This is a genomic window from Pseudomonas sp. Pme6b (assembly GCF_058129925.1).
In genome coordinates this window covers 5,868,714-5,895,000 of the sequence record NZ_CM176704.1, presented here as the reverse complement: position 1 = coordinate 5,895,000, position 26,287 = coordinate 5,868,714, and the positions used below count along the sequence as shown (strand labels likewise).

Below are 26,287 nucleotides of genomic sequence, written 5' to 3'. Positions count from 1 at the left end.
GCAGGTACGAAAGTAGGTCTTAGTGATCCGGTGGTTCTGTATGGAAGGGCCATCGCTCAACGGATAAAAGGTACTCCGGGGATAACAGGCTGATACCGCCCAAGAGTTCATATCGACGGCGGTGTTTGGCACCTCGATGTCGGCTCATCACATCCTGGGGCTGAAGCCGGTCCCAAGGGTATGGCTGTTCGCCATTTAAAGTGGTACGCGAGCTGGGTTTAGAACGTCGTGAGACAGTTCGGTCCCTATCTGCCGTGGACGTTTGAGATTTGAGAGGGGCTGCTCCTAGTACGAGAGGACCGGAGTGGACGAACCTCTGGTGTTCCGGTTGTCACGCCAGTGGCATTGCCGGGTAGCTATGTTCGGAAAAGATAACCGCTGAAAGCATCTAAGCGGGAAACTTGCCTCAAGATGAGATCTCACTGGAACCTTGAGTTCCCTAAAGGGCCGTCGAAGACTACGACGTTGATAGGTTGGGTGTGTAAGCGCTGTGAGGCGTTGAGCTAACCAATACTAATTGCCCGTGAGGCTTGACCATATAACACCCAAGCAATTTGAGTCGAAGGACCAGATTGCGGTGACTGTGAAGACGACACGAACCGAAAGTTTGCGTCACAAACGCACCGAGCTATCACATACCCGATTTGCTGAAGCGCGCCGCATGGCACGATTCGGTACCCGAATTTCTTGACGACCATAGAACATTGGAACCACCTGATCCCATCCCGAACTCAGCAGTGAAACGATGTATCGCCGATGGTAGTGTGGGGTTTCCCCATGTGAGAGTAGGTCATCGTCAAGATTGAATTCCGAAACCCCTCATTGCGTTTGCGATGAGGGGTTTTGTCGTTATGGAGCCCCAAAAAAGCCCGCGCAGGCTTTCGTGCTGAGCGGGCTGGATAGTGCATGAATCAGCCAAAAAGGCTGCGTACGTTACTTATCGCGCCGTCAGCAAACCCCTGAAGAAACGCCTCAAATGCATCCCCTTCAGGACCTCCCTGAACAGGGTCGGCAACGATCGTCCAACGAGCGACACACGCATCGTCCCCGGTAGCTTCAACAGTCATTGCCGCCCATAGGTTACTCACCGGTAAGCTGGTGTGGATCAGTGACCAGGTCATGTACAGCGCCTGATCATCCCGGGAGTTCAGTTGTTCGATGGCCACGTTGCCGTCCTTGAACAGTTTCCTTCGAACCGAGCCCTTACCTTCCCCTGTGACCTCAATGCTGTCCAGCGCGGGTATGAAGGCTTGGAAACCACCAAAATTCCCCACCACAGCCCATACGCTGGCTGCATTACCGGGGACTTCCACGGCTGAAGCCACTCGGCACGACACCGGGTTGCGGATGAGGGTGTCAGGCTTCAGATTACTGTGAAGTGTGCTCATGTGTTTCTCCATTTACGTCAGTGGGGTATCAATTCAGATGAAGCCGATTTCTTTCAGGTAATCGCAGCCCTTGCGCAGCAGCTCAGGGGTTTTCTGCGGGTAATGCCCGCCCATACGGTGAATACCGCTGAGGGTGTTGCGGTACTCGATCATCGAGATGTCGCCGATGTCTTCTTCAAACCCGTCGAGATAGAAACCCAGCACACCAAACAAAGCGTTCTGGCTGTCGACACGGCTGAGTTGGGCCTGCCATTGCTCGACGCTGACCAACTCGAACTGACGGCCTGCCCCGCGGAAGGCTTCCACATAGTTATTCCAGCTCAAGGGCTCGGGGTTATGCAGGTTGAACACAGCGTGTTCCGGTTGATAGCGATTGGCATGGAAGCCGATGAAGCGTGCCAGGAAGTCCACCGGCATCAGGTCGAAGTTGATAGCGAACGCCGGAACCTGACCCAGTTGCAGCGAGCCTTTGAGCATTAGCATCAGGCGGTTTTTTTGCGGCTGGCATACGCCGGTGACGCTGTTGAACGCTATGTTGCCGGGCCGATAGATGTTCACCCAGGCACCTTGCTCGCGCGCGCGCTGCAGAACACGCTCAGCTACCCATTTGGACAGGTTGTAACCGTTCTTGATGTAGATCGGCGGGGTAGCGGCAGCGGGCTGTTCAAGCACGTTGCCGGCTGCATCGACTGCACTGCAGGCGGAAAGGGTCGAGACGAAGTTGAAGATCTTTTTGCTGCGCCCCTCACATAGCTTCAGGCATTCAAAGACCGGCGCAACATTGTCTTTGACGAGGGTTTCATAGTCCTGCACATGGTTCACATTGGCAGCGTTATGCACCAGCGCACCGAACTCGCTATCCAGTCGTTCATATACCGCTTCACTGAGACCCAGCCTGGGCCTGGTCACGTCAGCGGCGTAGACCTTCACGCGACTCAGGTCCATATGGTCCAGACGGTTTTCCCGCAGTGAATGCTCGAAACGCTGTTGTGCGCTTTGCCCCGCAGCTTCACGAACCAGGCAGGCGATCTCTGTCGCCCCCCAGTTCAACAGCGCTTCAACGATATGCACACCGAGAAAACCGTTGGCACCGGTGACAATTACCTTGTGAACATCACCCAACTGGCTGATGGGCAAAGTCGCCAGCGGATTATTCGCATCGGCATCCAACAGTGCCTGCGCACTGATGGTGTAAGCCGAAGCACCATCGCTGTCGATCAGGCTGGCCAGTGTCAGGACGGTAGGTGCTTCTATAAAACGGTTGATTGGAATGCTGCGCCCAAACCGCTCACGAACCCCCAGCAACAGACGTGACAGCAGAATCGAATGACCGCCCAGATTGAAAAAGCTTTCGTCCGTAGAGATATCTTCTGACGGCAGTTCCAGCAGTTCGGCCCATACCGCCAGCAGCGCTTGCTCCTGCTCGGTCTGCGGCAGACGACCAGTGCGTTGCCCGCTGAAGCTCAGCGGTATTTCCAGAAGTGCTTTGCGATCGACCTTGCCGTTGCTGGCAAACGGCAGACTGGGCAGCGTCGTGTACACAGCAGGATGCATGTAGTCAGGCAGCAGACGTTGCACATGCGCTCTCAACGCTTGTTCGTCATGCTCCAGATACGGTTGAGCGAGAAACGCCAGAATGCGTCGCTGCTCGTCGATCACCACAGCCACTTGTCGATACAGCCCGCTGTCGCGCAGACAATGCTCGATCTCTTCCGGCTCGACCCGAAAGCCGCGAATCTTCACCTGATTATCGCGGCGTCCGCTCAGCACGATGCCTTCAGCCGTCCACTTGGCGATGTCGCCAGTGCGATAGGCCCGCAGTTGCTGCCCGTCCGGCCTGGTCAGCCACACATAGCGCTCGGCGGTAAGCTGGGGATTGTTTACGTAGCCCAGGCAAACACCAGGACCGACGATATACAGCTCACCCTGCGTTTGCTCCGCTACGGGCTGCAATTGCTCGTCGAGAATCCATGCCTGGCTGTTGGCAATCGGTCGTCCCAGATGCCGATTGCTGCTGGACGGCGCGAACTCACAGGCCGTGATTAACACGGTGGCTTCGGTGGGGCCATACAGGTTGTGGAAATGACACTGCCTGGTGAGCTGTGCAATCACATGCGGCTCACAGACATCACCCCCGGTCATGACATGCTCCAGTCCCAGAGGCTGATCCAGCGGCAGAATGCTCAACAGTGCCGGTGGCAGAAACGCGTGAGTGATGCCTTGTTGCAGCACGCTGACCAGTTGCAATAGATCGCGCCGCTGATCTTCATCAGGCACCACCAGTTCGGCACCATTGAGCCAGGTGGGAAAAATGTCGATGATCGACGAATCAAAGCTCAATGTAGAAAACTGCAGCACCCGGCTCTGCTCGCGCAGGCTCACATACTCGGCGTACCAGGCAGTGAAATGGCTGAGGTTGCGCTGGCTGAGCAATACGCCTTTTGGCTGTCCGGTGGTGCCTGACGTGTACAGCGCCATGCAAGGCGCGTCCTGCGCGGCATGAACGCGCATGCCGGCTGAAACGGCATCCCCCATCGGCACTGCAGCAATATCCAGTGCCGGAAACTCCGCAGCGGCCAATGGGTGCGAGCCGTCGTGAAGTAACAGCATCGCTCCCGAGTTTTCCAGAATGTACTGCTGACGCTGCAAAGGCTGGCCGGGATCAAGCGGCAGATAAACCGCACCGCAGCCCAGAATCGCCAGAATGCCCGCATACAACTCGGGTGACTTGGGCAGGCAGATGCCGATCACCGGAGGCGTGTCGGCTTTCGCAGACGCCAATAAAGGCAGCAACAGGCGCTGAATCGCGATGCTGTGCGCGTGCAGTTCACGATAGCTGAGCGTCTGATTGCGAACGGACAGTGCTGGACGTTCGGCAAACATCAGCAGCGCCTGTTCCAGCCGCTCGGTGATCGAGGTTTCAGCCCGCTTCAGCAGGTGTGGTTGTTCTGTCTGATTCAGGCGATGCTCGAAGAGCAAATCATCCATCGCCTGCAAGCCATCCTGCCGGTCACTCTGAGCGGGTGTTGCAGTAGGCAGACTGTTGAAATAATCATCGTCCCTGGACAGTCGGCTGACCTGCAATGCCACCATCCCCACCATGCCTGCTACAGCCGCATCACGCAGTACCCGGCCGTTGCCTGACTCCTCGGCCGGCAGCCACTCATGAGCTATCAGGCGTCGCGTGTTGGCCGGCCCATGCCAGCAGAGCAGCTCCAGGCGAGGCAGACCGTGCGCGAGCGCCGCGCTGAAGCCGACCCGTAGGCCCAGATGAGTGCCGTGGCCTCGTACCCCGCGAAGGTCCAGACTGCCGTCCTCGATCAGGACGCAACCGTCAGGCATCGTCAACGCATACAGCGCCTGCTGGTCAGACAGGTGCCGCACGCCATGGCCGTGGTCCAGCAGCTCGGCATTCAGATCGCTCAGGGTCAGGCTGTGACCGATGAGCACAATCTCCAGGCGCTTCATTGCAGCGTCCCCTGAGCCGGCAGGTAGTCTGCCAGCGCACGCTGCACACAGGGATCGTCCAGCATCGAGCTGCTCTTGAAGAAGCGCATGATGTTGGCGACCAGCGGGTGGTGGCGGTTGACTGGGAAACTCACGGCCCTGGTTTCGTCCTTGAGCGCCTGCTTGATGGTGTCCGGCACCTGCAAGTGCTCGATCAGGGTGAAATCGAAGCCGTTCTGTATGTCATTGGTCAAATACTGAGCGATAAACACCGGCAGGATGCGCGCGATGGATTCCCGATCCTGCTCATCTGCGGTGTGCCAGTAGATTCGTACCAGCCGCGCCCAGAATCCCGAATGACGTCCCTCGTCCAGCAGATGGTCAGCCATCAGTCCCTTGATCGATTGCTTGACCGAGTCGTCCTTGGCGAAGGCCGCTACGTCATTGGTCACGGTGTTTTCCGCGATAGCCACGCAGATCAGCTCAACTGCACTGCGCAGATGCTCCGGGGCCAGAGCCAGCGCGGCGGGTATGGCCCGGCTGAGTTCGATTTCGTCAGGCAGCTGGATAGGCTCGATGCCCGTCAGCGCGATGGTCTGTTGCATGAAGTCCATCGCCACCAGCGCGTGATAGTCCTCGTCGACCACCACTGTCATCGCGTCATAGCGGCAGGCAAACGGGAAGCGAATCGTGAAGTTGTCCTTGGCGATACTGCGTGCGGTCTTGTCGACGATCTCGGTTTCAAAGATCACCACATCGTTGATGAACTTATAGAGGCTCTGCACCAGTGCGTAATCGCGCAAATGCGCGCACTCGCGGGTAAACGTGTCACTGAGCACCAGCGGCTGACGGCTGAGGGGGTAGATCAGTTTTTCATCGTTCTCGACCATTCTGCGCGGACGAGTACGAATGGTGGCGCGGCCTTCCCACGCATCGATGAACGACGTGTAGTCTTCTGCTTTCATGATGTCTTCCTTGTAAAGGCTTCAGGGTGTTGCGAGCGGGTGTTACGCACTGGCCTGCATCAATGGCGCGCGCATGCTCATGCGCAGCGTGTCCCATAGCCCGACCCTGCTTTCCACCGCTGCGATGGCCGCCTGATACACCTCTCGTTCACGCTGCGCGTCGCCGCCAATCAGACGGGCCAGCAACTGTTCCGCTGCCGGGCCGTGGTCCTCGGAGTCCACTTCGATGTGGCGCTCCAGGTAGTAACGGAAGGTGGGTGCCTGTTCGACGGTGATGCCCCAGTCGTCGAGGATGCTCTGGAACATCTGTGGGATGACGCTTTCGCGCCCGTGCAGAAACGCCGCAGCAACGCTGTGTGCCGGCGCATGAAGGGCAGTGTCGAGGGTGTGCGTCACGAATGCCGATGCGGCCTGGCCTGCGTTGACCCGTTGCAGGGCCGTTGTGTAATGCAGGCCCTGCTGCTGCAGCTGGATGAAACGCTCGATCTGTAACGTGCTCGCGCCAATCTCGCGCATGGCGTCCAGGTACAGCTCGAAGTGGCTGTAATGACCTGAATCCAATCGGTCGTCGGACTCTTCCCCCAGCACGATCTCGTTGATCAGGCGGGCGGCGCAGGCATCGGTCGGGGGCAGCCACGGCAGTTGCGTGCAGGTCAGTTCCTGTTGCAGACGTTTGGTCAGAGACATGAAATCCCAGACGGCGAATACATGGGTTTCCATAAAGCGTCGCAATACGCCCAACGTCGTGATTTCGGCAAAGATCGGGTGACGGCTAAGTTCAACTTTCTTTTGGTCGAGCAGCGTTTTCTCACAATGCATGGTGATGTCCCTATGGTCATGGTAGCGGTAGGTGGCAGTACAGTTATTCGAAGTTTTAACGTGTCGCCCGTGCAAGGTGAATGTGATGAAAGACCTGAATGCAAGGCAAACAAAGGCCTGAAGGCAGAGGCGATAATTCGCCGAAACTGCACGTCGGTTATAGTCATTCAAGAGCGCCCATAACTTCAACTTGCCGGGCTATAGCCCTTATGGATTGCGGCTTTGAGTCCGGCTGCCGTCAATTACGCTGACGGCGAAGAAAACTTAAAGCAAATTTAATGCAGTGCGCAATTCTTTTTTAATAATATTTAAGTTGTTGTTTTTGTGGCGTGTAAGTTGCCATATAAAACACGTGGAATATGTTTCATAGGGGCGCGAGCAACCCTTCCGACTGATTGAGTCAGAATTATCAATAATGAGTGAATGCCTCACTCAGCGTTGCCGTTATGCTGAATAATCAGGTGGTTGGTTTTTTAATGGGCGATGTTGGAAATGACTTCCAATGTCGTTTGCCCCGTTTAACAACTCCTTGTCCATTGGGTTCAAATGAACACAGAACTGCTCCGGTGCTGCGTGGACAGTTCAGCCGTAGCCAGAGAACACCCTCAGGTTGATTCTTCTGGGCCTCGCCCGAGTTTGCCTGATTCCTGTGTCGGGCCACTCGGCAGATCAGGAAAATAGCTATAAAAACGCCATGCCAGGCGTCAGGCCTGACCGGTGTTGAAGATAGGTTGGGAAAGCACGGGGGAAGTGCGAGCGGCTAATCCGCAGGCGTCATGTCATCGCCTTGTGGATAAGCCGTCTCAATGATTCAGGCGGGGGTTTTCTTTGCTGTACGGGCTGGCTTGGCGTTGATGGCCTTATTGCTGTTCAGGTACTGGGTGACGGCCTGCACACCCCGGTTTAGGTGATACTGCAGCGCTTCGACACACGGCTCGACCGCTTTCTGTTCGGCGAGCCGCAGCAGCTGCCAATGGTCATCCTGAGAAAGCTTGCCCAGCCCCATGGCGGAAAGATTGAAACGCAAGAAGCGCTCTTCTTCGTTCAGGCCTTCTTCAACCAGACGCATCAGGCGCTTGTTGTGAGTCTTGGCATACAACGACAAGTGGAACATCCGGTTGAGCCTGCCGATCTGACCGAAGTCCGTCTCGACTTCAAGCTGCTCGATATAGCCTGCAGCCGCTGCCAGATCGTCCGCGTCCAGCAACGGAATGGACAAGCGCAACGCCTCGGACTCCAGAAGGATCCGCAAGGCATAAGCGTCCACTGCGTCTTCGGTAATCAACGGTGCGACTACTGCGCCCTTGTGCGTTTCGACCCGCAACAGCGACTGCGCCTCAAGCTGGCGCAGTGCTTCGCGCACAGGCATGCGGCTGACGCCAAACAGCGTGGCCAGCTCCTGTTGGCGCAGAGCCGTGCCACTGGGAAGACTGCCATCGATAATGGCATTTCGCAGCTTTTCTTCAATCACGGTTCTGGCAAGGTGCGCCGGAGGCTGCTCGTTGCCCAGTACGGAGCTTAGAAAGGCTTCTCTATCTGATTTGCGCATCGGTCTACTTCTTCATCAACCTTGGCTGGATAAAGTCCAATTAATCGCTGGATTGCCGACAGACTAGCCAAGACTTGCCAGTAAGTCGCGAAAATAGAAGCATCATCATGTTTTGCTGCAAGTGCCGGGTTGCGGTTCAGCCCTGCGAGCCTCAATGAGTACGCGTCTATCTTAGCGCTCATTCGCTCTGTGTACCGAACGGGCATTCGTAGATAACAGGAATTTCACGTTATGCTTTCATGACATAACGCTCTGAAACGGGCGTTTCAGAGCGCACTAGAATGGCGTTCGCGGCATAAGGCCGCAGGCGGTACTGCCTCAGCGAGTCAGGCGGCCAGACACAAAGTGCTGAACGTCATTGAAACCAGGCGTCGACGCATGCCCAGGTGTTACCAGCGAATCGATAAATGCCTCGTCCTCGGCGGTAATATCAACCGTTAGTGCCTTGGTGTAACCGTCCCACTGCTGTTCGGTCCTTGGGCCAACGATTGCCGATGTCACGGCCCGGTTGTTGAGCACCCAGGCAATGGCGAACTCGACAATACCTACACCCTTGTCCTGCACGTACTCTTGAATTCGCTGCGCAATACGCAGCGATTCCACGCGCCATTCGGTTTCCAGCAGCCGCTTGTCCTGACGTCCGGCCCGGCTTTCACTGTCGGGGGCGATGTCCGGGGCGTATTTACCGCTGAGCACCCCGCGTGCGAGTGGGCTGAAGGGCACCACACCCAAACCGTGATACGCCGCTGCGGTGATCTGCTCGACTTCGGCCTGACGGTTGACGATGTTGTACAGCGGCTGGCTGATGACCGGCTTGTCTACGCCCAGGCGCTGCGCGACGTTGACGATTTCAGCGATTCGCCAGCCGCGAAAGTTCGACACACCCCAGTAGCGGATCTTGCCCTGACGGAGCAGATCACCAATGGCCGAGACGGTCACTTCAAGTGGTGTGTCCTGGTCTTCCTTGTGCAGGTAATAGATATCCACATAGTCGGTATCCAGACGCCGCAGGCTGTTCTCGATGGCATTGAAGAGGTGCTTGCGGTTCAGACCGGCGCGATTGGGCACGCCGTCGGCTGGCCCGATGGCGACTTTGGTGGCCAGTACCCAGTCGCTGCGCTGGGCAGCGATGGCACGGCCCACGATTTCTTCCGAGCGCCCACCGTTGTAGACATCCGCCGTGTCGATGAAATTGATGCCCTGATCCCTGGCCTTGTCGATGATGCGCAGGGACTCTTCGGCACCGGTCTGCTCGCCGAACATCATCGAGCCGAGTGTCAGGGTGGAAACCTTGAGGCCGGACTGGCCGAGGGTTCGATAATTCATGCTCAACATCTCCATGTCATTCAGACGAGTTCAGGCAGCCCCCACGCTTTGAGCGGGAAGTCGGCCAGCGAGGCAAGCAGCAGGTCTGCATGCTCGTATTGCTCGACCGGCATATGCGAGTCCGGTACGGCAACAGCGTACATGCCCGCAGCCTTGGCGGCCGTCACACCGAACGGCGAGTCTTCGAAGACCAGGCAATCACTCGGCGAGACGCCAAGGCGGCGGGCGGCGACCAGAAAAATGTCCGGGGCCGGTTTGGCAGCGCCGACTTCCGGGTCGTCTGCGGTCACGACGGTATCGAACAGCTCGAACCACGCGCGGTGCAGCGTTGTCTTGGCTTCGAAGTAATGCACCGACGAGCTGGTGCCCACGGCGATGGGAATATTGTGGGCTGCCAGATGCCGGACCAGCGCCTCGGCTCCGGGCATTGCCAGCGCTTTGGGGAAACGCTCTTCGAGCATCGGTTCACGGGTTTCGAGAAACTCGTCGATCGACATCGGCAATTCAAGAGTCTTGATCACGTAATCCGAGAAATCCCGGGCGCCGCGGCCGATAGTGTGCTGTTTGATGGACCAGTCGAAGGTGCGCCCGTGGCGGCTGGCGATCAAGTGGGTGACTTCGGTATAAACCCCCTCGGTGTCCAGCAACAGGCCATCCATGTCGAAAATGACGGCCTTGATCGGGCCTCGTTCGGTGTGTTGCTCGCTCATGTGATCACATCCCGTTCTCAAATTCGTTTCAGCCTAACGTTTCCGTGAATACCGTGGCTACCCTGTGTTTCTGATAATCTTTCGCGGTTTTCAACTGTGCTGCCAGTCCCGGTACGACTTTCCCATCATCAGAACGGATATCTTCACGTCAATATGAATAAATCAGCAGGTATAGCGATTGGCGTCATCGTCGTAGCGGGCGCACTGGTTACGGCGGGCGCCTGGTACACGGGCAATCAACTGGAAGGCGCGCTGACCGACTCCATCAGCAAGGCCAACCAGGAACTCGCGAAGTCGTTCAAGGGCACCGACACCAGCGTCAAACTGGAAATGCTCTCGCTGGAAAAGCACTTCTTCAGCAGCACGGCGCACTATCGCGTGGACATCCAGAACCTGTCCGATAGCACCCAGGGCGGCCAGTTCCTGTTTGTCGACCAGATCGAGCACGGGCCCATTCCGTTGTCGCACCTCAAGACCCTGAACCTGCTACCCGTCATGGCCTTGAGCAATTTCCAGATGGAGAAAAGCCCCAGCGCCGAAAAGTGGTTCGCCATGAGCAAGGACGTTCCACCGCTCAAGGGGCAGGCCAGCATCGGCTATGACCGCGCCACCGAAGGCACGCTGCAGATGGCCCCGCTGGAAATGACCGACGTCGACGGTACGTTCAGGTTTTCCGGGCTCGACCTGAATGCAGAGTCGTCCGCCGACGCCGAAAAATTCAGCCTGGCCGGCAACATGGAAAACCTGCAGCTCAACGTCGCGTCGCCTGACGGTCCGGTCAGCATCGACGTCAAAGGCATGACCTTTGACACGGGCGGCACCAAAGGCAAGTCCGGTTTCTATCTGGGCCACACCAACATGAAAATCCAGAGTGCGGGTTTTCAGGTGGTGGGCAAGCCGCCGGTGCAGATCAAGGACTTCACCAACACCAATCTGGCGCAGGAAGACGCCGGTAACCTGGCTGCCCAGATCAACTACGATGCCGGCATGATTTCCTACGCAGGCAAGGACGTTGGCTCAGCGCACATGGGCTTCAAAATAGCCAACTTCGATGTGGTGGCCACGCAGGCGCTGTATCAGTTGTATCAGGATAAAATCCTGCCTCAACAGCAGCAGGCCGCACTGGAGAAACGTCCGTTTCGTCTTGAGCTGAACCCGGCTGATCAAGAGCTGATGAACACCCAGATGAAAAAGCTGCTGATCGCCAAGCCGCATATCGAACTGGAAAAACTCTCGCTCAAGACCAGCAACGGCGAAAGCCACATGCGCATCGCGGTGGACCTGGCCGATCCAGGCCCGCTCGATCAGCCTTCCGATTCGCTGCTCTTGAAAAGTCTGGGCGAAGTCAACGCCAAGGTTGTCCTGTCCAAGCCGATGATCCGCGATCTCGCTACCCAGCAAGCCATTCGTGAAGGCCAGACCGACCTCAAGGTCATCGCCGAGCAGGCCAAGGCCGCTGGCGACATGGCCAGTGCCATGGCCGAGATGATGCAACTGGCCAAGGTCGATGGTGACAACATCGTTTCCGACCTGCGTTATGCCGACCAGATGGTCGACTTCAATGGCCAGAAAATGACCGTGCAGCAATTCATGAGCAACGTGATGGGCAAGGTCGGCGTGCTGGGCAACCAGTAAGCCGCCTGCAACACGGTCTGCTGTCAGGGCGGGCAATCTACCGTCCTGACAGCAGAGGCCCTGCTACCGAGTCAGCCCGCGCAGGGTATCCGCCAGTTGCCGGGTACGTTGCGAGGTGCCCGCGGTCATGTCGCTGGAGCCTTCCAGCTCCGACAACAGGCTGGTGAGCGTGCCGACTTCCAGGGATTGCTCTTCGATATGCTGCGCAACCTTGCGAATCTCCTCGGCCAGACGCTCGATATCCGTGCCGATGTCATTCGCGTTTTGCGTGGTTTTCTGCGCCAGCTGACGCACTTCATCGGCGACCACTGCAAAGCCACGGCCCATTTCGCCGGCCCGAGCTGCCTCGATGGCGGCGTTCAGCGCCAACAGATTGGTCTGCCCGGCGATCTGCTGAATCATCTGCACGACTGACTGGATGCGCAGGCTGGACTTGGCCAGCTCCCGAGAGCCAAGCACGACCTCGTCGGCCTGGCTGACCAGGCTCTTGACGGTATTACCCGCCTTGTCGATGACCGTTTCCTGCTGCGTGATGGTCTGGGACAGTTCATCCATCGAAACATGCAGCTCGCCTGAGTAGTGGCGCAACTGATCGGCGATTTCTTCCTGATCCTGATGAGCCTTGACCAGTACATCGCCCAGATCGCTCAGGCCGCCGAACACTGGGCGGATCTGCTCGTCCAGACCACTCGGGTCAATGGTTTGCACAAAGTTACGCTGCTTGAACTGGTCGATCTGCTTGACCACCACATGGCTCAAACCGGCCAGCTTCTTGATCTGCCGACGCAGGAAGAACGCCTTGAATTCGCCGTAATAGGCAATGAAGTTATCGATGTAATCGTCGCGGAACGGCTGACCTTCCGGCACCTTGAAAAAGAACACTGCGGTGAGGGTCTGGTTGAGGTTCAAACCCAGAATCTCGCCGAAGGTCGAGAAGCCCACCACTGGCGTCTCGCCGAACACATCATTCATGCGGCCCAATTCACTGCCGTTGTTCAGACGACGCAGAATGCAGTCGCTCAACAGGCCGAGCAACGGCTTGCCGGACTTGCCCTGTAGAAAGCGCGCGAAGTCCTTGCGCGTGGTGTCGATCATCGACGTCCGTTTGACCATCACCAGCTCTTCGCCGGGTGCCACGTCGCAGAACAGATGAACCCGCTCGCTTTCATAATCGATGCGCGCAATGGAGCGTACGAACAATTCCTCGCCTACCCGAATGGCGAACGAGTATTGCGCCAGCTTGCCTTCCAGCTCATGCCGCTCGCACTTAAGCGCATCACACAGCGCTGCAACCATCGTGGCAATCTCGCCTCTGGAATTGACCACCTGGCTGATGTAGCGCTCTTCCAGCGAGGCGGTCAGGACACTCAGGCTCAGTGGCGTTGGCTCGAAGTTCTGGCTCTTGAAGACGCCAAAGCGCACATTCTTTGCGCTCTTGAGAAACACCACCTGAGCATGGTTCTCGTAGCTGCGTTTACCGTCGTGAATCAGCGTCTTCTTGAAGTCGCTTTTGCCGCCTGCAGAGCCACCCACGAACAGGCATGGGAAACGCCCTGACTCGTAGAGCGCTTCCATGAAAAACGACTCCGATGCCGAAAGCCCGTCAAAGGTGACGTAGGCCAGCGTATCCCTGTGGTCGATAGGCGTGCTGACCTGAGTGCGCTTGATCGAGTCGGTCAGCCGCGCAATGCGCTCACGCATGGACAGTCGCTTGCCCGCGCCGCGAATATCTTCGCTGTGCAGGGGAATATGCACCACCTCGGCACTCTGGATAACGCTTGAGTCGAACAGCGCCAGCACTATCCGGTCCCACTGATTACCCGCCGCGCAATACAGCGAATCATTGCTGGAGCACAGTTCGCCGGATGTTGTGCACAGACTGATCTTCGCCTTGGGAAAGCGTGCCGCGACAGACTGGGCAACCTGACCGAAGTCGACGTGAGGTGAAACGAAGCCTGTCAGGTAGACCGGGTCAAAACTTAACGCCGACAGCGTGTCGTTCAATTCCCGCGCGGACGTAATGACACTGAGTACGCCTCCGGTCCGCGAAGTGCCAGCCCGAAAACGAGATAGAAAGCTCATGGTTGAATCCGTAAGAGTAAAAGGCAGGGGCCAAAAAAAAAGGCCGAGGTCTTTTAATCGGCTGCTGACGGGTTCAGGTTAGCCGGTGGGCGATGAATTTTGCCTATGCGTGCCGCTCAGACATGTTCAGCATCAACGCTCTGATCAGGGCAAGCGTCTGGCGATGCACCGAATCATAGTGATTATTGTGGCAATAGGGCCGTACTGACAGTGTGATGGAATCGGCTGTCGTAGAGGACAGATGCACATCGACCGCGGGGCTGCTCAGTACATTGGGGAGGCGGGCGATTTGATCCTTGAGGCGCGGAATGATCGCCTGCTCGTCGGCAGTGCCTGGCAATATTGCGGTCAGTTCGACGCTGCGGAAATCATTGCTGGAAAAATTGATGATCGTGTCAGAGAAGATCTTGTTGTTGCCCACCAGATTCAACACGTTTTCCGAGGTGTTGATCGATGTGACGAACAGCCCGATTTCGACCACTGTCCCGGTCACACCCGCAGCCGAAATCATATCGCCGACCTTAAAGGGCCGCAGCACGATGATGAAACCACCTGCCGCCAGATTGGCCAGCAAACCCGACCACGCCATGCCGATCGCCAGCGCCACGGCCGCCAGCAATGCCGCAAAGCTGGTGGTCTCGATGCCGCAATAGCTCAAGATGGCGATCACCAGAATGATATTCAGCGTCACCGTGATGAACGAGCCGACATAGCGCAGAACCGTCGGATCAAACCGCTGCCGCGTCAGCGAACGCTGCGCCATCCTCACCAGCACGCCGATCAGCCAGCGACCCACTATCCACAACAAGGCTGCGATCACCAGCCTCAAAACGACAGTTGTTCCGTACTGCAGAACGATATTGAACAACGAGTTGATTCCGTCAGTGCCGATATTGATGACATTCAGCGCATCCATCACCGCAACTCCCGACCGCAGGGCTCGCCCGGCAGATGGCCTGCGGAGCGGAGCCATACATTGAATGGCAAAGCAGGGCGGTGGCTACTGGTAGTTTTGACTGGAGGCAAAGGGCCTTTATTCCACCAGGCGCTGAGGTGTTCAGCCGGTTTTAAAGAGTTGCCTACGTAGGCAGGGCTTAATTTTTGCTCTTCGACACGTAATCGACGATGTTCTGCACGGTTCTGAATTGCTTAATTTCTTCCTCTTGTATCTCGATATTAAACGCATTCTCTATACGCATAATAAACTCAACAGAGTCTAAGCTGTCTGCCCCTAAACTTAGGACGGTGGATTCTGGTTTTATGTCTTTTTCTGCCATGTCGAGTTGCTTGGCCAACATGCCTTTAACGGTTTCCATAATGCTGCTCATGATCGCGCTCCTTGCATACGGGTTAACAGCCATTGAAGAGAACGTTAGGCCGCATCAGAAACGCCGTCTACTGATAGAAATAGCAGGTGGTCGGGATTCATTCAGCATAGGCTTGAACCTCGATAGTTAGACGCATTCCAGCTGACGATCAGCCGATTTACTGCATAGGCACGCAACCCTTCAATTTAAAGCGGGAGAAGCGATAAGGCGGCCGGTATTAAGCCCCTCCCGAAATCGCTACACTCGCCACCTCACAAGGACGAACCAAGGACCTGCAATGCCGCTCCCTTCTACCACGCTGCGCCGCACGCTGGTGATCTGGTTGTATGCCGTCGCGGTCGCGCACGTGCTGGGCAGTATCGTGTTTACCTGGGCAGGTTTTTCCGGCTTGCTCGACGGCTACCTGACTACGCTTGAGCAGGCCTTCTGGACCGATGCCGTTCCTGCCGCTGCGCGTGCGCAACAGGTCTGGTGGATGGCGCTGTTTGGCGCCACTTTGCAAACCTATTCCGTGTACATGCTGGCGCTTGTGCATTTGGGCAATCGTCTGAAAAGCGCCATGCCTTGGGGCTGGCTGATCGCCGGCCTGCTGCTTTGGGCGCCTCAGGACATAGCGATTTCCGTGCGCGGGGGTGTCTGGTCGCATGTGTGGCTTGATCTGGCGGCGCTGCTGGCATTGCTGCCGCCGTTATTCTGGCTGTATCGCCATGATCGCCGTACTTCTGCTGCCAGCGCGTTGAAGGAGCCCCGTCATGTCTGACTTGCCCCTTCTGTACCTGCTGGCGGGCAACGGCAGCAGTGCCGAATGGTGGGATGATGTGCTGCCGCATTTTCAGCAGCATCAGGTCGTGCCGCTGGAACTGCCAGGCTTCGGCAACAATCCTCAGCCTCCGTGTGAAGACCTCGCCGCCTACGCCGATGCGCTATTGGCAGCGACGGTCAGGGGCAGTGCCATCGTCGCCGTGGGCGTCAATGCCTTGCTGGTCATGCATGCCTTGCAGCGCCAGCCCGGACACTTCTGCAGAAGCGTGCTGCTGGCGCCGGTGGGAGCTTTTCTGTGGCAGCGGCGCTTGCCTGCGCTGATGTCGCCGCTGCCCATTCGCAAGACCATTCACTGGCTGCTGGCCAACAAGCCCAGGCTGTTTGCTCACAAGTTCTCCAGGCAAGCCTGGCCTGCGGCGCACTACCAGCGTATGGGGGGCCGGTTACGCCCGCTGCCGCGCCTTTGTTCCGTATTGGGACCTGGTGCGCGCCGACACTGCGCTGCCGCTGCTGGAATGGGTGCAAGACCCGATAGAGCTGGTATGGGGCGATCAGGACAACGTGCTGGGTATCGAGCAGGCGGCAGCGTGGTCTGCCATTCTGGCGCGTGCCGACCTGAGCATCAGTCTGAAACCGGGCTGGGGTCACTACCCGTGGATCGACACGCCGGCCGAATTTGCGCAGTGGCTGGAGTCGGGCGAGCGCGGCTTCGTTGCGCACACCAAAGGCGGCCGTCTGCGTCTGGCGGCCATCGCCGGGCAACCGGTGCCCGCAGCACTGTCGTTGGTGCAGGGCAATGACTCCGCCTTGCCCGCGTTTCTGGCCAGCCAGCCGGAGGCTATCTGGGCGGTGCGCTCGTCCAGCTTCGGCGAGGATCAGGCCGATGCGGCCAACGCTGGCCTGAGCACCACCTTCCTTCGCGAGCCCACCCAAAACGTACCTGCACGTATCGCAGAACTGCACGGCGCTGGCGTCGAAGAAGTCGTGGTGCAGCGGTTCATCACGCCGGTGCTTTCCGGCATCGCGTTTGCGCGTCACCTGTCGGTCGAGCTGGAGTGGGTCGAAGGGCATCTGGAGTCGCTGGCTGACGGTCAGGCAAGCCCGGAGCGAGCGATCATTTCCCGCCTCGGCGATGCCTGGAACAGCGGCAGCTTCACGCCATCCCACGGTTTGACACAAGAAATGCTCTGGGACTTCCTGCAAGGCGTGCTGCGCGTTTTCCATTACGTGCCGGGCGATGTCGAGTGGGCGTGGGATGGCCGCCAGCTGTGGCTGTTGCAGTACCGCCCGATCAGTGATTACGGCTGGCGCCGTCACCTGACAGCCGCCAACATCGCCGAGATCCTGCCGCCGCAGCCCAGCAGGCTGGTCGAGTACGCACAACGCCGCGCCGCAGGCAGCATCCCGGCGATCATGGCGCGTTGGGATTCACGCGTGTTGCAGGACAATGAGCCGTTCACCGCACTGTTTGGCGTAGCGTCCTACATCAACAACGACCTGTTTCTCGCACGTCTGGCTGATTGGGGCGCAGCACCGCATCTGCCTTGGCGACCTCTGCGTTTGCTGCGCTCGTTACCGGTATTCCTGCGCATGCAGCGTATCGCGCGCGGCCACCTGCTGACCCTGGAAAAGCAACTGCACCGTTTCGACCGAGAGCTGCATGCCTTGACGGCCCAAGGGGCTGACGGCCAGCAATTGGCTGACTGGTTCACGCGTTTCTACGTGTTCGTCGTGCAAGGTAACCTGTGCATCGCCACCTCGCTGGCCAGCAGCGGCGGTGATCTGCTGGGACGTCCGCCAACCGCTTACGACAACCTTGAACACTGCCCGCACCGGCTACGCTGGGAAACCGACCCCGCTACGCCACGCCCAGCACAGACCGACCTGCCGCTACAGGCCTTTCCGACCTGGCCGGGTATCATTCGCGTCGCTCACCGCGCGGGCCTGCCGGGCATGCGCGGCTACTACCTGCAAGTGCGCGAGTGGTATCGCGACAATCTGATGCGCCTGTTCTTCCGCCTGCACCACGCCATGCCCAGCGCCGACAGGGCACACTGGTTTGCGCCTCATCCAGACATTCGCAGCCGCGCAGGCAGTTTCTGGCAGGACGGCCGCGAAGGCACCGAGCAGGCCACCGGCTTCATGATCTATCCGGGCCAGGTCCAGGGCATTCTGGGCGACGACATCCTGCTGGAAGACACCCTCGACCCCGGACGCCACGCGCACTACCAGAACGCACGCGCCGTGATCGCGCGCATGGGCGGGCGTCTTTCCCACGGGTCTACGTTGCTGCGCGAACTGCGCAAGCCTTCGGCGGTGCTGCCGAATGTTGATATGGCGTGGGTGGGGAAGGAGGTGCGGTATAGGGATGGGGAATTGCTGCTGGTCGAGGGCCAGTGATAAAGCCAGCAGGTGATTTATTCACAGCGAACCCGCACGCTCATTGAAATGCAAGGTTGTGCTTCGCCGAGGTATAGCGAAAGGCTTACACGCGGTGGAGGGGTTTGGCCATTTCTGACCTGGTCCGTCCTCCGTAAGATTGGATCCATCAAGTGGTGAACAGGAGTTCACCAGGATCAAGGATGATCGACCATCGCCTCGGAGGCAGCCGACAGGGAGTCGGGATGGTCTTGGAAAAACCCGCTTCGGCGGGTTTTTTGTTGGGCGCGAGAAAGTCCTCGTTGAGCCTGGGCTACTTGTGCAGTGCCTTTCTCTTGCGCAGGCTTTCACGATGCACCTCGAGATCCCTGCGCCGCCGCATCTCCTGACGCGTCTCCTTGCGTTCGGATCGAATAATCCTCCATTGCATGCGCAGCTCCCGGCCGCGCTCGCTGTTGAGCGATAAAAGGCCCAGCAACGGGAAAAGCAGCCCCAGCATGTAAAACATCAATTCAAAACGCCGCCAGTGCGCAGGGGCAGTGGGCAGCACCGCGAAAAAGCAGCTCACCAGAATGGCCGCCAATATCCACATTCCACAGGCATGCCCGCGACTCATCATGATGCCGCCGAAACTCAAAACCAGTGATACGCCCATCATGAGCATCATCGACTGGCCGGTTCTCTCCGGCTCATTTGGAAAGTACGCATCGACCACCGTGCCTGCGGTAATGGCGAGGGAAAATATGCCCATGAAGATCGGAGTCAGAAAGGACAGCAGATAACGAGAGCGGAAAGCGGCAACGTGGCTGCGGTAAATCACCATAGGCTCCGGCGAGGCCCGCTTGCTGCGAGATTGTTTACCCATTTTTCTTCCTTGGTTGGGTTCGGCGGTTAGTTGTCTTCTTCGCTGATGGTCTGCTACCTGGCTTCATTTGCTGAGCGATATTACCCATTTCAAAAACCTACCTAACCACCAGCGACTGCGTGCTTCACGAAGCTGTTCGACGTACTCGAACGTGTAAGACCGATTGTGCTTCTTTTCCAGCGTCAGGATTTTTTTCAGTATTCGGATGGCGTCCCTGTTCCAGTAAAGAAGGTAAAGATTGCTCAGTGCTATCCAGATACTGACCATAATGATCAGTTCTATAGGCCACACGATCATTGCAGCGATTCCGGCCACAATGACGCCTCCGCTCAGTAAGTTTCCGTTTCTCGTGCTGACATAACCGTGCACCATATATACCTTGTTATCCCTGATCTCAAAAGACAGCTGACCTGATCTCGATTTTGTAAAGTAAATAAATAAAAATGAAACGAGCATCAGTAAGGCCGGAATCATCGCCCACGATAAAGCATCTGTCGTTGAAGCGCCGTATTCAGATTTTGCTATAAGATAAATAACGCTTGTATTCATGAGTAGAAATGAAGAGAAAAGGCCTGTGAAAGAATGAACTGCGATTGCAGTGAAGCTTTCGCTCAGGTAAATCAAATATATTGCTCTCATGAGCAGGGTAAAGAGGCCGAGGCATACCAGCCAGAAAAAATCAGATTTAAACGTCGACATTGTGCCAAATAAGGCAATCAGGAAGAAAGACCCGTAAAGTCCCTTTTTTATTGCGATGGGTTGTGGTTCGATCATATGATTAACTCGGATTTTCAACGCGGAAAACTTATTGTGCCGGCTGAGGTATAATCAAAATTACTAGCTTGAGATGAAAAATTTATGCTTCAAATATGTCACCACGCTGTTTGGTATCTTCAAGAAATATAGACATCCACGTATCCATTATTTCGAAAAAAACCATACCTGATTCAGGCTCCAGTGGCTGCTAATGCCACCATATCAAGCCGTTGTCATTAGCTGCATTAATTGTATCTACAGCAAGATAGTCACCGCCGCCATTTGAAAACACTGCCAACCATTTTGCTGCGAAATCAGTGTCGTGTTCGTCTATCAAATCAGAGACAAATACACAATCCTCTATTTTTTGTGGGCCCATCGATTGAGCAGGGTAAAAAGTGAAGCCGTTATGAACAGTGTAATAAAAATCCGCTATTCGCCCTCCAAAGATCAACGCATTGTCAGACCTGCTCCACGGCGCGCCTCCTATGTAATAGTAGAGGCCATTATTGTCATGAAATATATATAACAGCTGTATGGATGGGCCGACCAGAATAGCCGTGCCAAGCAAACACTTGTCCAGTAATGACGTTACCCACGGTAACTCATCAGAAAATGTTTGCCAGGCAAGAGGGAATGAGGGCGTTATTGATGAGGCGATTCCAAAATTTTGCCACTCACTACGAATCTCCAGGCCAGGCGGCAGTTGAACAGGTGAGAAGTAAATATCTCTTCCTGCGAACGCTGCCTTCGTTGCTTCAATGATTGCAGTGGCGTTTATCACCCAGTATCCCTCTTAGATTTGACTACATTGTCGCTCGAACTTTTCACCCGCAACATCAAGAATACTACTGACGAGATCAGCAGTCACCTCACATTTTTCAAGGTGTTTGTAGCTCGTATAGTGCTGACCATAAGGCATTTCATAAAATTTTGCTGGCACTTGTTCTTCATAAATTATTTCTAACACGCCCCGCACGATTTTTGACGTTTCTTGAAGATCCCCGTCGAAGAGCTCAATTTCTAGAACAGGATGACCGCAGTCGCAAAAGCTTTTAATGGTCTGCACAGGCAGTGACAAGAATCTATGAAGCTTGATAAGCGTGGCAGGTCTGATTGGCTGTTCTTCAATAACTATCGTTAGTGTAGACATCACGTACTTCTACTAATAGTCTCCGGACTCTTCCGGGTCCAACAGATAGGAAAAAGCTGGCATAGCCGCTCAGTTTGTGGAGGGTGCGGCTTAGTTCGCCAGCCGGGTCGTATTCTTAGCGGCGGTGAATGGGAGCGTGTCTGAAAGCTTCAGTCTTAAAGATTCCAGCTGAAGTGAATTCATATTTAGTCCTAGAAGCTACTCTATAGGGAATCCAGTGGGTCTTTCTATGGACGGATAAATAAACTTTTTTTGTTCATCCCAGTTTATCCCCGTATCCTTAAAAAACTTAATCCTATCTAGAAGCTTTTTAGGATCCCCGAAAATGCCACAAAATTCATGTGCGTTAATAGTTTCAATATCGCTTTTGTCTGAAAGAGCAGTCTTGATCACTCGTCCGCCAACGCTGGAATAACTATCACTCAACTCTATAAGATCTGATGTGTAAACATTTTCTGAAACCCACTCAAAAGAAAGCATTTTTTATTATGGCTCTAGAGTTTTTATAACCTCATTATCATTGAGGGTCCTTACGAATATGTTCTTTATACGTTTCTCAGCTACAAAAATACAAAATAGTAACTTGCACTTGTTAAGGTCAACGTCTTCCCAGCTGTCATTTGACCTAGATACATCAAAAAACTCCATCAGTCCATTTTTTTCATTTGGGCTAATGTATATGTAACATCGTCGACCTTGACAACGAGTACTGCGTCTTCTGACCACTTTATGCTTTTCAACATCCCGATGCTCCGGTTTTAAGTTTTGCACCTGCTGCTTTTGCACGAACTCATTCGCTGCAGTCAAGTAATTGTTTCTGTTCGGGCTTTTTATTACTTTGTAGGCTAATTATAGTTTTGCATCCTCAATTAACCTTATTTTATTAGGGCAAATGCTAGCAGCAAAAAGGCCAGATGCCCTATCGAAAATATAAAATTGCCTATTCTGTTTTTTTCAATGCCATCTATAGCTGTATTTAATATGAATGATATGAGCCTAAGCTAATATCGCAAAAATATTTTATTTATGCAGTATTAATCATTAAGCGATCAGGTTTATTCAAAATAGTACTCCAAAAAATCGTTAAAATTTGCCCATTGCGGTCTCAATCTTCCTTGTTTGAAATCCAAGAGCTCATCTCCCAAAGACACACTAAGTACCTCTCCAGTGTCTTTGTTATAGAAATAGCCACTTTCGCCTTCAAAGCTATCTAGTGGAATATACTCTAGTGGGAGCTGCAATGTTTCATGGGTGTTCTTCAAGTCCAGATCAAAATGAGTATGTTTGGAGAACCAACATACCTGATATATTTCCTTTCCATGCTGCATGAATGTTGGGCCGTCTTCTACGTGTAAGTAGAACTGAGCGAAATCAGATGATAAGTCAATACCCAGTTTTCCGAGTTCCACTTCATAATCTGCGCTTGCATTTTCATACCACCAACCTTGTTGCTTAAAAAAGTCTACCAGCTTTTTCGATATCATGGTTTCTATCCGCAGTTTTCCGAAAGCTTAGCGCTCCCGGCTCTTCTGTTAATTTCTATTTGCGCACGCCCTCTCCAGTAAGCGCCGCGATCACCGTTGAATAGGTCTCTATTAATAGGGGGATCGGATGCTGTGCAGGTAGGTGAGGATACAACGCTTTAGGGAATCTCCGAACAAGTCCCGGTTATGCGAAAATCGCCTGACCACCTGATCCGAGCCTCCCATGAGCCAGATGAGCTTTTCCGATTTCGAATATGCCAGCAAGCGCAAGCAGACACGCCGCGAACGCTTCCTCGCCGAGATGGATCAGGTCGTCCCCTGGACAGGTCTGCTGGGCCTGATCGAACCGTTCTACCCCAAGGCCGGCGGTGGCAGAAAACCTTATCCGCTGGAAACCATGCTGCGCATTCACCTGCTGCAGAACTGGTTCTCCCTGAGTGATCCGGCCATGGAAGAAGCGCTCTACGAAATCACCCCCATGCGCCAGTTTGCACGCCTGACGTTGAGTGCGCCGATACCGGAAGACACCACGATCATGAACTTCCGGCACCTGCTGGAGAAACATCAACTGGCTCCTGCAATCCTCGCGGTCATCAACGGTTATTTGCAGGAAAAAGGCCTGTCGCTGCGCCAGGGCACCATCGTCGATGCCACCATTATTCATGCCCCAAGCTCGACCAAGAACAAAGACGGCGAGCGTGATCCCGAGATGCATCAGACAAAGAAGGGTAACCAGTATTTCTTCGGTATGAAGGCCCACATCGGCGCTGACGTTGAGTCTGGACTGGTTCATCACGTCCATGGCACTGCGGCCAATGTGGCCGATGTCACTCAAGTCGCCGAACTGCTCCACGGGGAAGAAAACGCGGTCTATGCGGACGCTGGCTACACCGGTGTCGAGAAGCGTGAAGAGCACGAAAATCGTAACGTGATCTGGCAAATCGCGGCGCGGCGCAGCACGTATTCCAAGCTGAACAAACGCAGCCTGTTGTACAAAGCCAAGCGCAAGATCGAGTACTGCAAAGCGCAGACACGCGCCAAGGTCGAGCATCCGTTTCGGGTCATCAAGCGCCAGTTTGGTTACGTGAAAGTACGCTTTCGTGGGCTGATGAAAAACACGGCCCAACTGACCACGCTGTTCGCCCTGTCGAACCTGTGGATGGCTCGAAAGCGACTAATGGGTTTGGGTGAGTTGCGCGCTTAACACGGAAAACCGAGCGAAAAACGCGCTCGACTCACACTGCATCAGACCGTTTTCAGAAAAATAGCGCTATGTGCCTGGCAAATTACGGCTTGCCACCGCTGCGCGGCAAGTTGATCGGAGCATCCCTAAGTTGAGTACGCTGGCAAGCTCAAGAACCCGCCGCGAACGTCTCGTTGCTGAAATGGAAAAGTTTGAGCGCTGGGCAAGTCTACTTAAGCTGATCGAGCCGTTCTGCCGGTTGATCGAAGGAAACAGTCCGAGATCAAAGGCCAGACCGAGCACAAACGCTTCCTCTGGCAAGTCCTGCGCCTACTGCGTGAAGAAAGCCCCAGCCAGCCCGGCAGCTATGCGCCGCTGGCCCGTGTTGATGAGAAAGAAGGCGAGGTAGATAACAAGGTTTACTACTTCCACACCGACCAGATCGGTACACCGCTGGAAATGACCGATGCCGAAGGGCAGATCGTCTGGCAGGCGAAGTACCGGGCGTGGGGGGCGGTGGAAAAGCTGGTGGTGAACGAGGTTGAGCAGAACCTGCGGTTTCAGGGGCAGTATTTTGATGCCGAGACGGGGCTGCACTACAACACGTTTCGGTACTATGATCCGGAGATTGGGAAATCCGTTTGTTGTTAAGAATGGCAACTACTCCCAGCTTAATCTTCATCACTCCAAAAAAGATAGACTAGGTTCTCTCTTCGAATTGTCTGCCGATAGACATAAAAACCTGGTAACACTAAGGATGCTCCGATCAACTTGCCGCGCAGCGGTGGCAAGCCGTAATTTGCCAGGCACATAGCGCTATTTTTCTGAAAACGGTCTGATGCAGTGTGAGTCGAGCGCGTTTTTCGCTCGGTTTTCCGTGTTAAGCGCGCAACTCACCCAAACCCATTAGTCGCTTTCGAGCCATCCACAGGTTCGACAGGGCGAACAGCGTGGTCAGTTGGGCCGTGTTTTTCATCAGCCCACGAAAGCGTACTTTCACGTAACCAAACTGGCGCTTGATGACCCGAAACGGATGCTCGACCTTGGCGCGTGTCTGCGCTTTGCAGTACTCGATCTTGCGCTTGGCTTTGTACAACAGGCTGCGTTTGTTCAGCTTGGAATACGTGCTGCGCCGCGCCGCGATTTGCCAGATCACGTTACGATTTTCGTGCTCTTCACGCTTCTCGACACCGGTGTAGCCAGCGTCCGCATAGACCGCGTTTTCTTCCCCGTGGAGCAGTTCGGCGACTTGAGTGACATCGGCCACATTGGCCGCAGTGCCATGGACGTGATGAACCAGTCCAGACTCAACGTCAGCGCCGATGTGGGCCTTCATACCGAAGAAATACTGGTTACCCTTCTTTGTCTGATGCATCTCGGGATCACGCTCGCCGTCTTTGTTCTTGGTCGAGCTTGGGGCATGAATAATGGTGGCATCGACGATGGTGCCCTGGCGCAGCGACAGGCCTTTTTCCTGCAAATAACCGTTGATGACCGCGAGGATTGCAGGAGCCAGTTGATGTTTCTCCAGCAGGTGCCGGAAGTTCATGATCGTGGTGTCTTCCGGTATCGGCGCACTCAACGTCAGGCGTGCAAACTGGCGCATGGGGGTGATTTCGTAGAGCGCTTCTTCCATGGCCGGATCACTCAGGGAGAACCAGTTCTGCAGCAGGTGAATGCGCAGCATGGTTTCCAGCGGATAAGGTTTTCTGCCACCGCCGGCCTTGGGGTAGAACGGTTCGATCAGGCCCAGCAGACCTGTCCAGGGGACGACCTGATCCATCTCGGCGAGGAAGCGTTCGCGGCGTGTCTGCTTGCGCTTGCTGGCATATTCGAAATCGGAAAAGCTCATCTGGCTCATGGGAGGCTCGGATCAGGTGGTCAGGCGATTTTCGCATAACCGGGACTTGTTCGGAGATTCCTTAGATGGCAAGGCGATTTCGCATATTTTATATTTGTTCGCAGATTTTTTAAGTTGTTATAGAGCGCTCCATCATTAATATGACGGAATTAGCTTTCCAGCCTCACCCGTTTTTGCATCAAATGAAAAACGAAAATCATGTTCATTACAGCTTATAAAAAACATAGCTCGGCTAGGACGTAATAAACCTCGGAAAACATACAATCCCGAAAAGCTGGCTTGGTCATATCGCTGACATCCCACATAGTCGTACCATCAGGATTTATCACGATTGCCTTATTTTATTTTTTGTTGTAGAGAGCGATCACGAACGCAATTCCGCTTCCATCCTTAAGCGGTGTTGCAATTAAACCTAAAGAGCTCTCAAACTTATGACTGACACCTTTGTAAGACCACGACGCACCTTTTGGCGCTAATTGCTCTACTGTAAGGCCTAGTGGGTTGTTATCTCGATCATAACTTCCAAGGTCGTCAAAGGTTCTATAATTTTCTATAAGATTCATTTAGCCGCCGCAATCAATAGAATGAATGGCCC

Annotated in this window: 18 protein-coding genes, 2 rRNA genes and 5 pseudogenes (1 of these 25 running past the window's edge); 7 read left to right on the top strand and 18 right to left on the bottom strand. The window is 55.1% G+C overall.

Going from position 1 to position 26,287, the window contains the following annotated elements; translation table 11 throughout:
• Nucleotides 1-538 (top strand): 23S ribosomal RNA (locus AC4ANE_RS26855); it begins 2,355 nt to the left of the window's first position.
• A gap of 148 nt (nt 539-686) precedes the next feature.
• A 5S ribosomal RNA gene (rrf, locus tag AC4ANE_RS26850) occupies nt 687-802 on the top strand.
• Nucleotides 803-911: 109 nt separating this feature from the next.
• Here rrf and AC4ANE_RS26845 read toward each other — a convergent pair.
• The 7 genes from AC4ANE_RS26845 to AC4ANE_RS26815 all read right to left on the bottom strand — a co-directional run bounded on the left by AC4ANE_RS26845 (nt 912) and on the right by AC4ANE_RS26815 (nt 10,204).
• Nucleotides 912-1,388, bottom strand: coding sequence for an SRPBCC family protein (locus AC4ANE_RS26845; RefSeq protein ID WP_460408629.1), 477 nt, complete (start codon nt 1,386-1,388; stop codon nt 912-914).
• Between the two features lie 33 nt (nt 1,389-1,421).
• Nucleotides 1,422-4,856, bottom strand: a complete 3,435-nt coding sequence (locus AC4ANE_RS26840; RefSeq protein ID WP_460408628.1) for a thioester reductase domain-containing protein — start codon at nt 4,854-4,856, stop codon at nt 1,422-1,424.
• Entirely contained in the window at nt 4,853-5,800 is a 948-nt protein-coding gene (locus AC4ANE_RS26835; RefSeq protein WP_002555860.1) for a diiron oxygenase, read from the bottom strand. The genes AC4ANE_RS26840 and AC4ANE_RS26835 overlap by 4 nt, the downstream gene beginning before the upstream one ends.
• Nucleotides 5,801-5,842: 42 nt before the next feature.
• Entirely contained in the window at nt 5,843-6,619 is a 777-nt protein-coding gene (locus AC4ANE_RS26830; RefSeq protein ID WP_002555859.1) for a DUF3050 domain-containing protein, read from the bottom strand.
• A gap of 811 nt (nt 6,620-7,430) precedes the next feature.
• Nucleotides 7,431-8,168 carry a GntR family transcriptional regulator gene (locus tag AC4ANE_RS26825; protein ID WP_010195575.1) on the bottom strand — a complete coding sequence of 246 codons (738 nt, stop codon included), beginning with the start codon at nt 8,166-8,168 and terminating at the stop codon, nt 7,431-7,433.
• Between the two features lie 318 nt (nt 8,169-8,486).
• Nucleotides 8,487-9,494 carry an aldo/keto reductase gene (locus AC4ANE_RS26820; protein ID WP_002555857.1) on the bottom strand — a complete coding sequence of 336 codons (1,008 nt, stop codon included), beginning with the start codon at nt 9,492-9,494 and terminating at the stop codon, nt 8,487-8,489.
• Nucleotides 9,495-9,514: 20 nt separating this feature from the next.
• Complete coding sequence (locus AC4ANE_RS26815; protein ID WP_002555856.1) at nt 9,515-10,204, bottom strand: HAD-IA family hydrolase; 690 nt, start codon at nt 10,202-10,204, stop codon at nt 9,515-9,517.
• Nucleotides 10,205-10,357: 153 nt separating this feature from the next.
• Here AC4ANE_RS26815 and AC4ANE_RS26810 point away from each other — a divergent pair, with 153 nt between their 5' ends.
• Entirely contained in the window at nt 10,358-11,839 is a 1,482-nt protein-coding gene (locus AC4ANE_RS26810) for a YdgA family protein (RefSeq protein WP_002555855.1), read from the top strand.
• Nucleotides 11,840-11,902: 63 nt separating this feature from the next.
• On the opposite strand, the pseudogene AC4ANE_RS26805 reads toward AC4ANE_RS26810, so the two are convergent.
• From AC4ANE_RS26805 to acpP, 4 genes and pseudogenes are all read right to left on the bottom strand, one after another.
• Nucleotides 11,903-12,259, bottom strand: a pseudogene (locus AC4ANE_RS26805) (methyl-accepting chemotaxis protein); the annotation flags it as partial.
• A gap of 555 nt (nt 12,260-12,814) precedes the next feature.
• A pseudogene (locus AC4ANE_RS26800) lies at nt 12,815-13,921 on the bottom strand (FIST signal transduction protein); the annotation flags it as partial.
• A 103-nt stretch (nt 13,922-14,024) separates the two neighbouring features.
• Nucleotides 14,025-14,837, bottom strand: a complete 813-nt coding sequence (locus AC4ANE_RS26795; protein ID WP_002555853.1) for a mechanosensitive ion channel family protein — start codon at nt 14,835-14,837, stop codon at nt 14,025-14,027.
• Between the two features lie 178 nt (nt 14,838-15,015).
• Nucleotides 15,016-15,249 (bottom strand): acyl carrier protein, encoded by a 234-nt coding sequence (gene acpP, locus AC4ANE_RS26790; protein WP_031597411.1) that lies wholly within the window; start codon nt 15,247-15,249, stop codon nt 15,016-15,018.
• Between the two features lie 277 nt (nt 15,250-15,526).
• Here acpP and AC4ANE_RS26785 point away from each other — a divergent pair, with 277 nt between their 5' ends.
• Together AC4ANE_RS26785 and AC4ANE_RS26780 are read left to right on the top strand one after the other, a co-directional pair.
• Nucleotides 15,527-16,009, top strand: a complete 483-nt coding sequence (locus AC4ANE_RS26785; protein WP_002555852.1) for a hypothetical protein — start codon at nt 15,527-15,529, stop codon at nt 16,007-16,009.
• Nucleotides 16,002-18,411, top strand: a pseudogene (locus tag AC4ANE_RS26780) (PEP-utilizing enzyme). The gene AC4ANE_RS26785 and the pseudogene AC4ANE_RS26780 overlap by 8 nt, the downstream one beginning before the upstream one ends.
• 292 nt (nt 18,412-18,703) lie before the next feature.
• On the opposite strand, the gene AC4ANE_RS26775 reads toward AC4ANE_RS26780, so the two are convergent.
• From AC4ANE_RS26775 to AC4ANE_RS26750, 6 genes and pseudogenes are all read right to left on the bottom strand, one after another.
• A complete protein-coding gene (locus AC4ANE_RS26775; RefSeq protein ID WP_002555850.1) occupies nt 18,704-19,255 on the bottom strand; it encodes a hypothetical protein in 552 nt (183 codons plus the stop codon).
• Nucleotides 19,256-19,318: 63 nt separating this feature from the next.
• Nucleotides 19,319-20,029, bottom strand: a complete 711-nt coding sequence (locus AC4ANE_RS26770; protein ID WP_002555849.1) for a hypothetical protein — start codon at nt 20,027-20,029, stop codon at nt 19,319-19,321.
• Between the two features lie 190 nt (nt 20,030-20,219).
• On the bottom strand, nt 20,220-20,795 hold the full coding sequence (locus AC4ANE_RS26765; protein ID WP_162837003.1) for a hypothetical protein: 576 nt from the start codon (nt 20,793-20,795) through the stop codon (nt 20,220-20,222).
• A 12-nt stretch (nt 20,796-20,807) separates the two neighbouring features.
• Nucleotides 20,808-21,164 (bottom strand): hypothetical protein, encoded by a 357-nt coding sequence (locus AC4ANE_RS26760; protein ID WP_031597407.1) that lies wholly within the window; start codon nt 21,162-21,164, stop codon nt 20,808-20,810.
• A 198-nt stretch (nt 21,165-21,362) separates the two neighbouring features.
• Nucleotides 21,363-21,812, bottom strand: a pseudogene (locus tag AC4ANE_RS26755) (hypothetical protein).
• Between the two features lie 407 nt (nt 21,813-22,219).
• Nucleotides 22,220-22,648 carry a hypothetical protein gene (locus AC4ANE_RS26750; protein WP_031597405.1) on the bottom strand — a complete coding sequence of 143 codons (429 nt, stop codon included), beginning with the start codon at nt 22,646-22,648 and terminating at the stop codon, nt 22,220-22,222.
• A gap of 223 nt (nt 22,649-22,871) precedes the next feature.
• Here AC4ANE_RS26750 and AC4ANE_RS26745 point away from each other — a divergent pair, with 223 nt between their 5' ends.
• Both AC4ANE_RS26745 and AC4ANE_RS26740 read left to right on the top strand, forming a co-directional pair.
• Complete coding sequence (locus AC4ANE_RS26745; protein ID WP_044424202.1) at nt 22,872-23,852, top strand: IS5 family transposase; 981 nt, start codon at nt 22,872-22,874, stop codon at nt 23,850-23,852.
• 249 nt (nt 23,853-24,101) lie between these two features.
• Nucleotides 24,102-24,473 (top strand): annotated as a pseudogene (locus tag AC4ANE_RS26740) (RHS repeat domain-containing protein); the annotation flags it as partial.
• A 238-nt stretch (nt 24,474-24,711) separates the two neighbouring features.
• Here AC4ANE_RS26740 and AC4ANE_RS26735 read toward each other — a convergent pair.
• Entirely contained in the window at nt 24,712-25,692 is a 981-nt protein-coding gene (locus tag AC4ANE_RS26735) for an IS5 family transposase (RefSeq protein ID WP_044424202.1), read from the bottom strand.
• Nucleotides 25,693-26,287 lie beyond the last annotated feature (595 nt).

Bases quoted from the DNA above. Each gene is read 5' to 3' on its own strand.
- AC4ANE_RS26845 (WP_460408629.1), bottom strand. From the start codon at position 1,388: ATGAGCACACTTCACAGTAATCTGAAGCCTGACACCCTCATCCGCAAC.
- AC4ANE_RS26835 (WP_002555860.1), bottom strand. From the start codon at position 5,800: ATGAAAGCAGAAGACTACACGTCGTTCATCGATGCGTGGGAAGGCCGC.
- AC4ANE_RS26745 (WP_044424202.1), top strand. From the start codon at position 22,872: ATGAGCCAGATGAGCTTTTCCGATTTCGAATATGCCAGCAAGCGCAAG.
- AC4ANE_RS26825 (WP_010195575.1), bottom strand. From the start codon at position 8,168: ATGCGCAAATCAGATAGAGAAGCCTTTCTAAGCTCCGTACTGGGCAAC.
- AC4ANE_RS26815 (WP_002555856.1), bottom strand. From the start codon at position 10,204: ATGAGCGAGCAACACACCGAACGAGGCCCGATCAAGGCCGTCATTTTC.
- AC4ANE_RS26735 (WP_044424202.1), bottom strand. From the start codon at position 25,692: ATGAGCCAGATGAGCTTTTCCGATTTCGAATATGCCAGCAAGCGCAAG.
- AC4ANE_RS26760 (WP_031597407.1), bottom strand. From the start codon at position 21,164: ATGTCTACACTAACGATAGTTATTGAAGAACAGCCAATCAGACCTGCC.
- AC4ANE_RS26810 (WP_002555855.1), top strand. From the start codon at position 10,358: ATGAATAAATCAGCAGGTATAGCGATTGGCGTCATCGTCGTAGCGGGC.
- AC4ANE_RS26785 (WP_002555852.1), top strand. From the start codon at position 15,527: ATGCCGCTCCCTTCTACCACGCTGCGCCGCACGCTGGTGATCTGGTTG.
- AC4ANE_RS26820 (WP_002555857.1), bottom strand. From the start codon at position 9,494: ATGAATTATCGAACCCTCGGCCAGTCCGGCCTCAAGGTTTCCACCCTG.
- acpP (WP_031597411.1), bottom strand. From the start codon at position 15,249: ATGAGCAGCATTATGGAAACCGTTAAAGGCATGTTGGCCAAGCAACTC.
- AC4ANE_RS26775 (WP_002555850.1), bottom strand. From the start codon at position 19,255: ATGGGTAAACAATCTCGCAGCAAGCGGGCCTCGCCGGAGCCTATGGTG.
- AC4ANE_RS26770 (WP_002555849.1), bottom strand. From the start codon at position 20,029: ATGATCGAACCACAACCCATCGCAATAAAAAAGGGACTTTACGGGTCT.
- AC4ANE_RS26830 (WP_002555859.1), bottom strand. From the start codon at position 6,619: ATGCATTGTGAGAAAACGCTGCTCGACCAAAAGAAAGTTGAACTTAGC.
- AC4ANE_RS26840 (WP_460408628.1), bottom strand. From the start codon at position 4,856: ATGAAGCGCCTGGAGATTGTGCTCATCGGTCACAGCCTGACCCTGAGC.
- AC4ANE_RS26795 (WP_002555853.1), bottom strand. From the start codon at position 14,837: ATGGATGCGCTGAATGTCATCAATATCGGCACTGACGGAATCAACTCG.
- AC4ANE_RS26750 (WP_031597405.1), bottom strand. From the start codon at position 22,648: ATGATATCGAAAAAGCTGGTAGACTTTTTTAAGCAACAAGGTTGGTGG.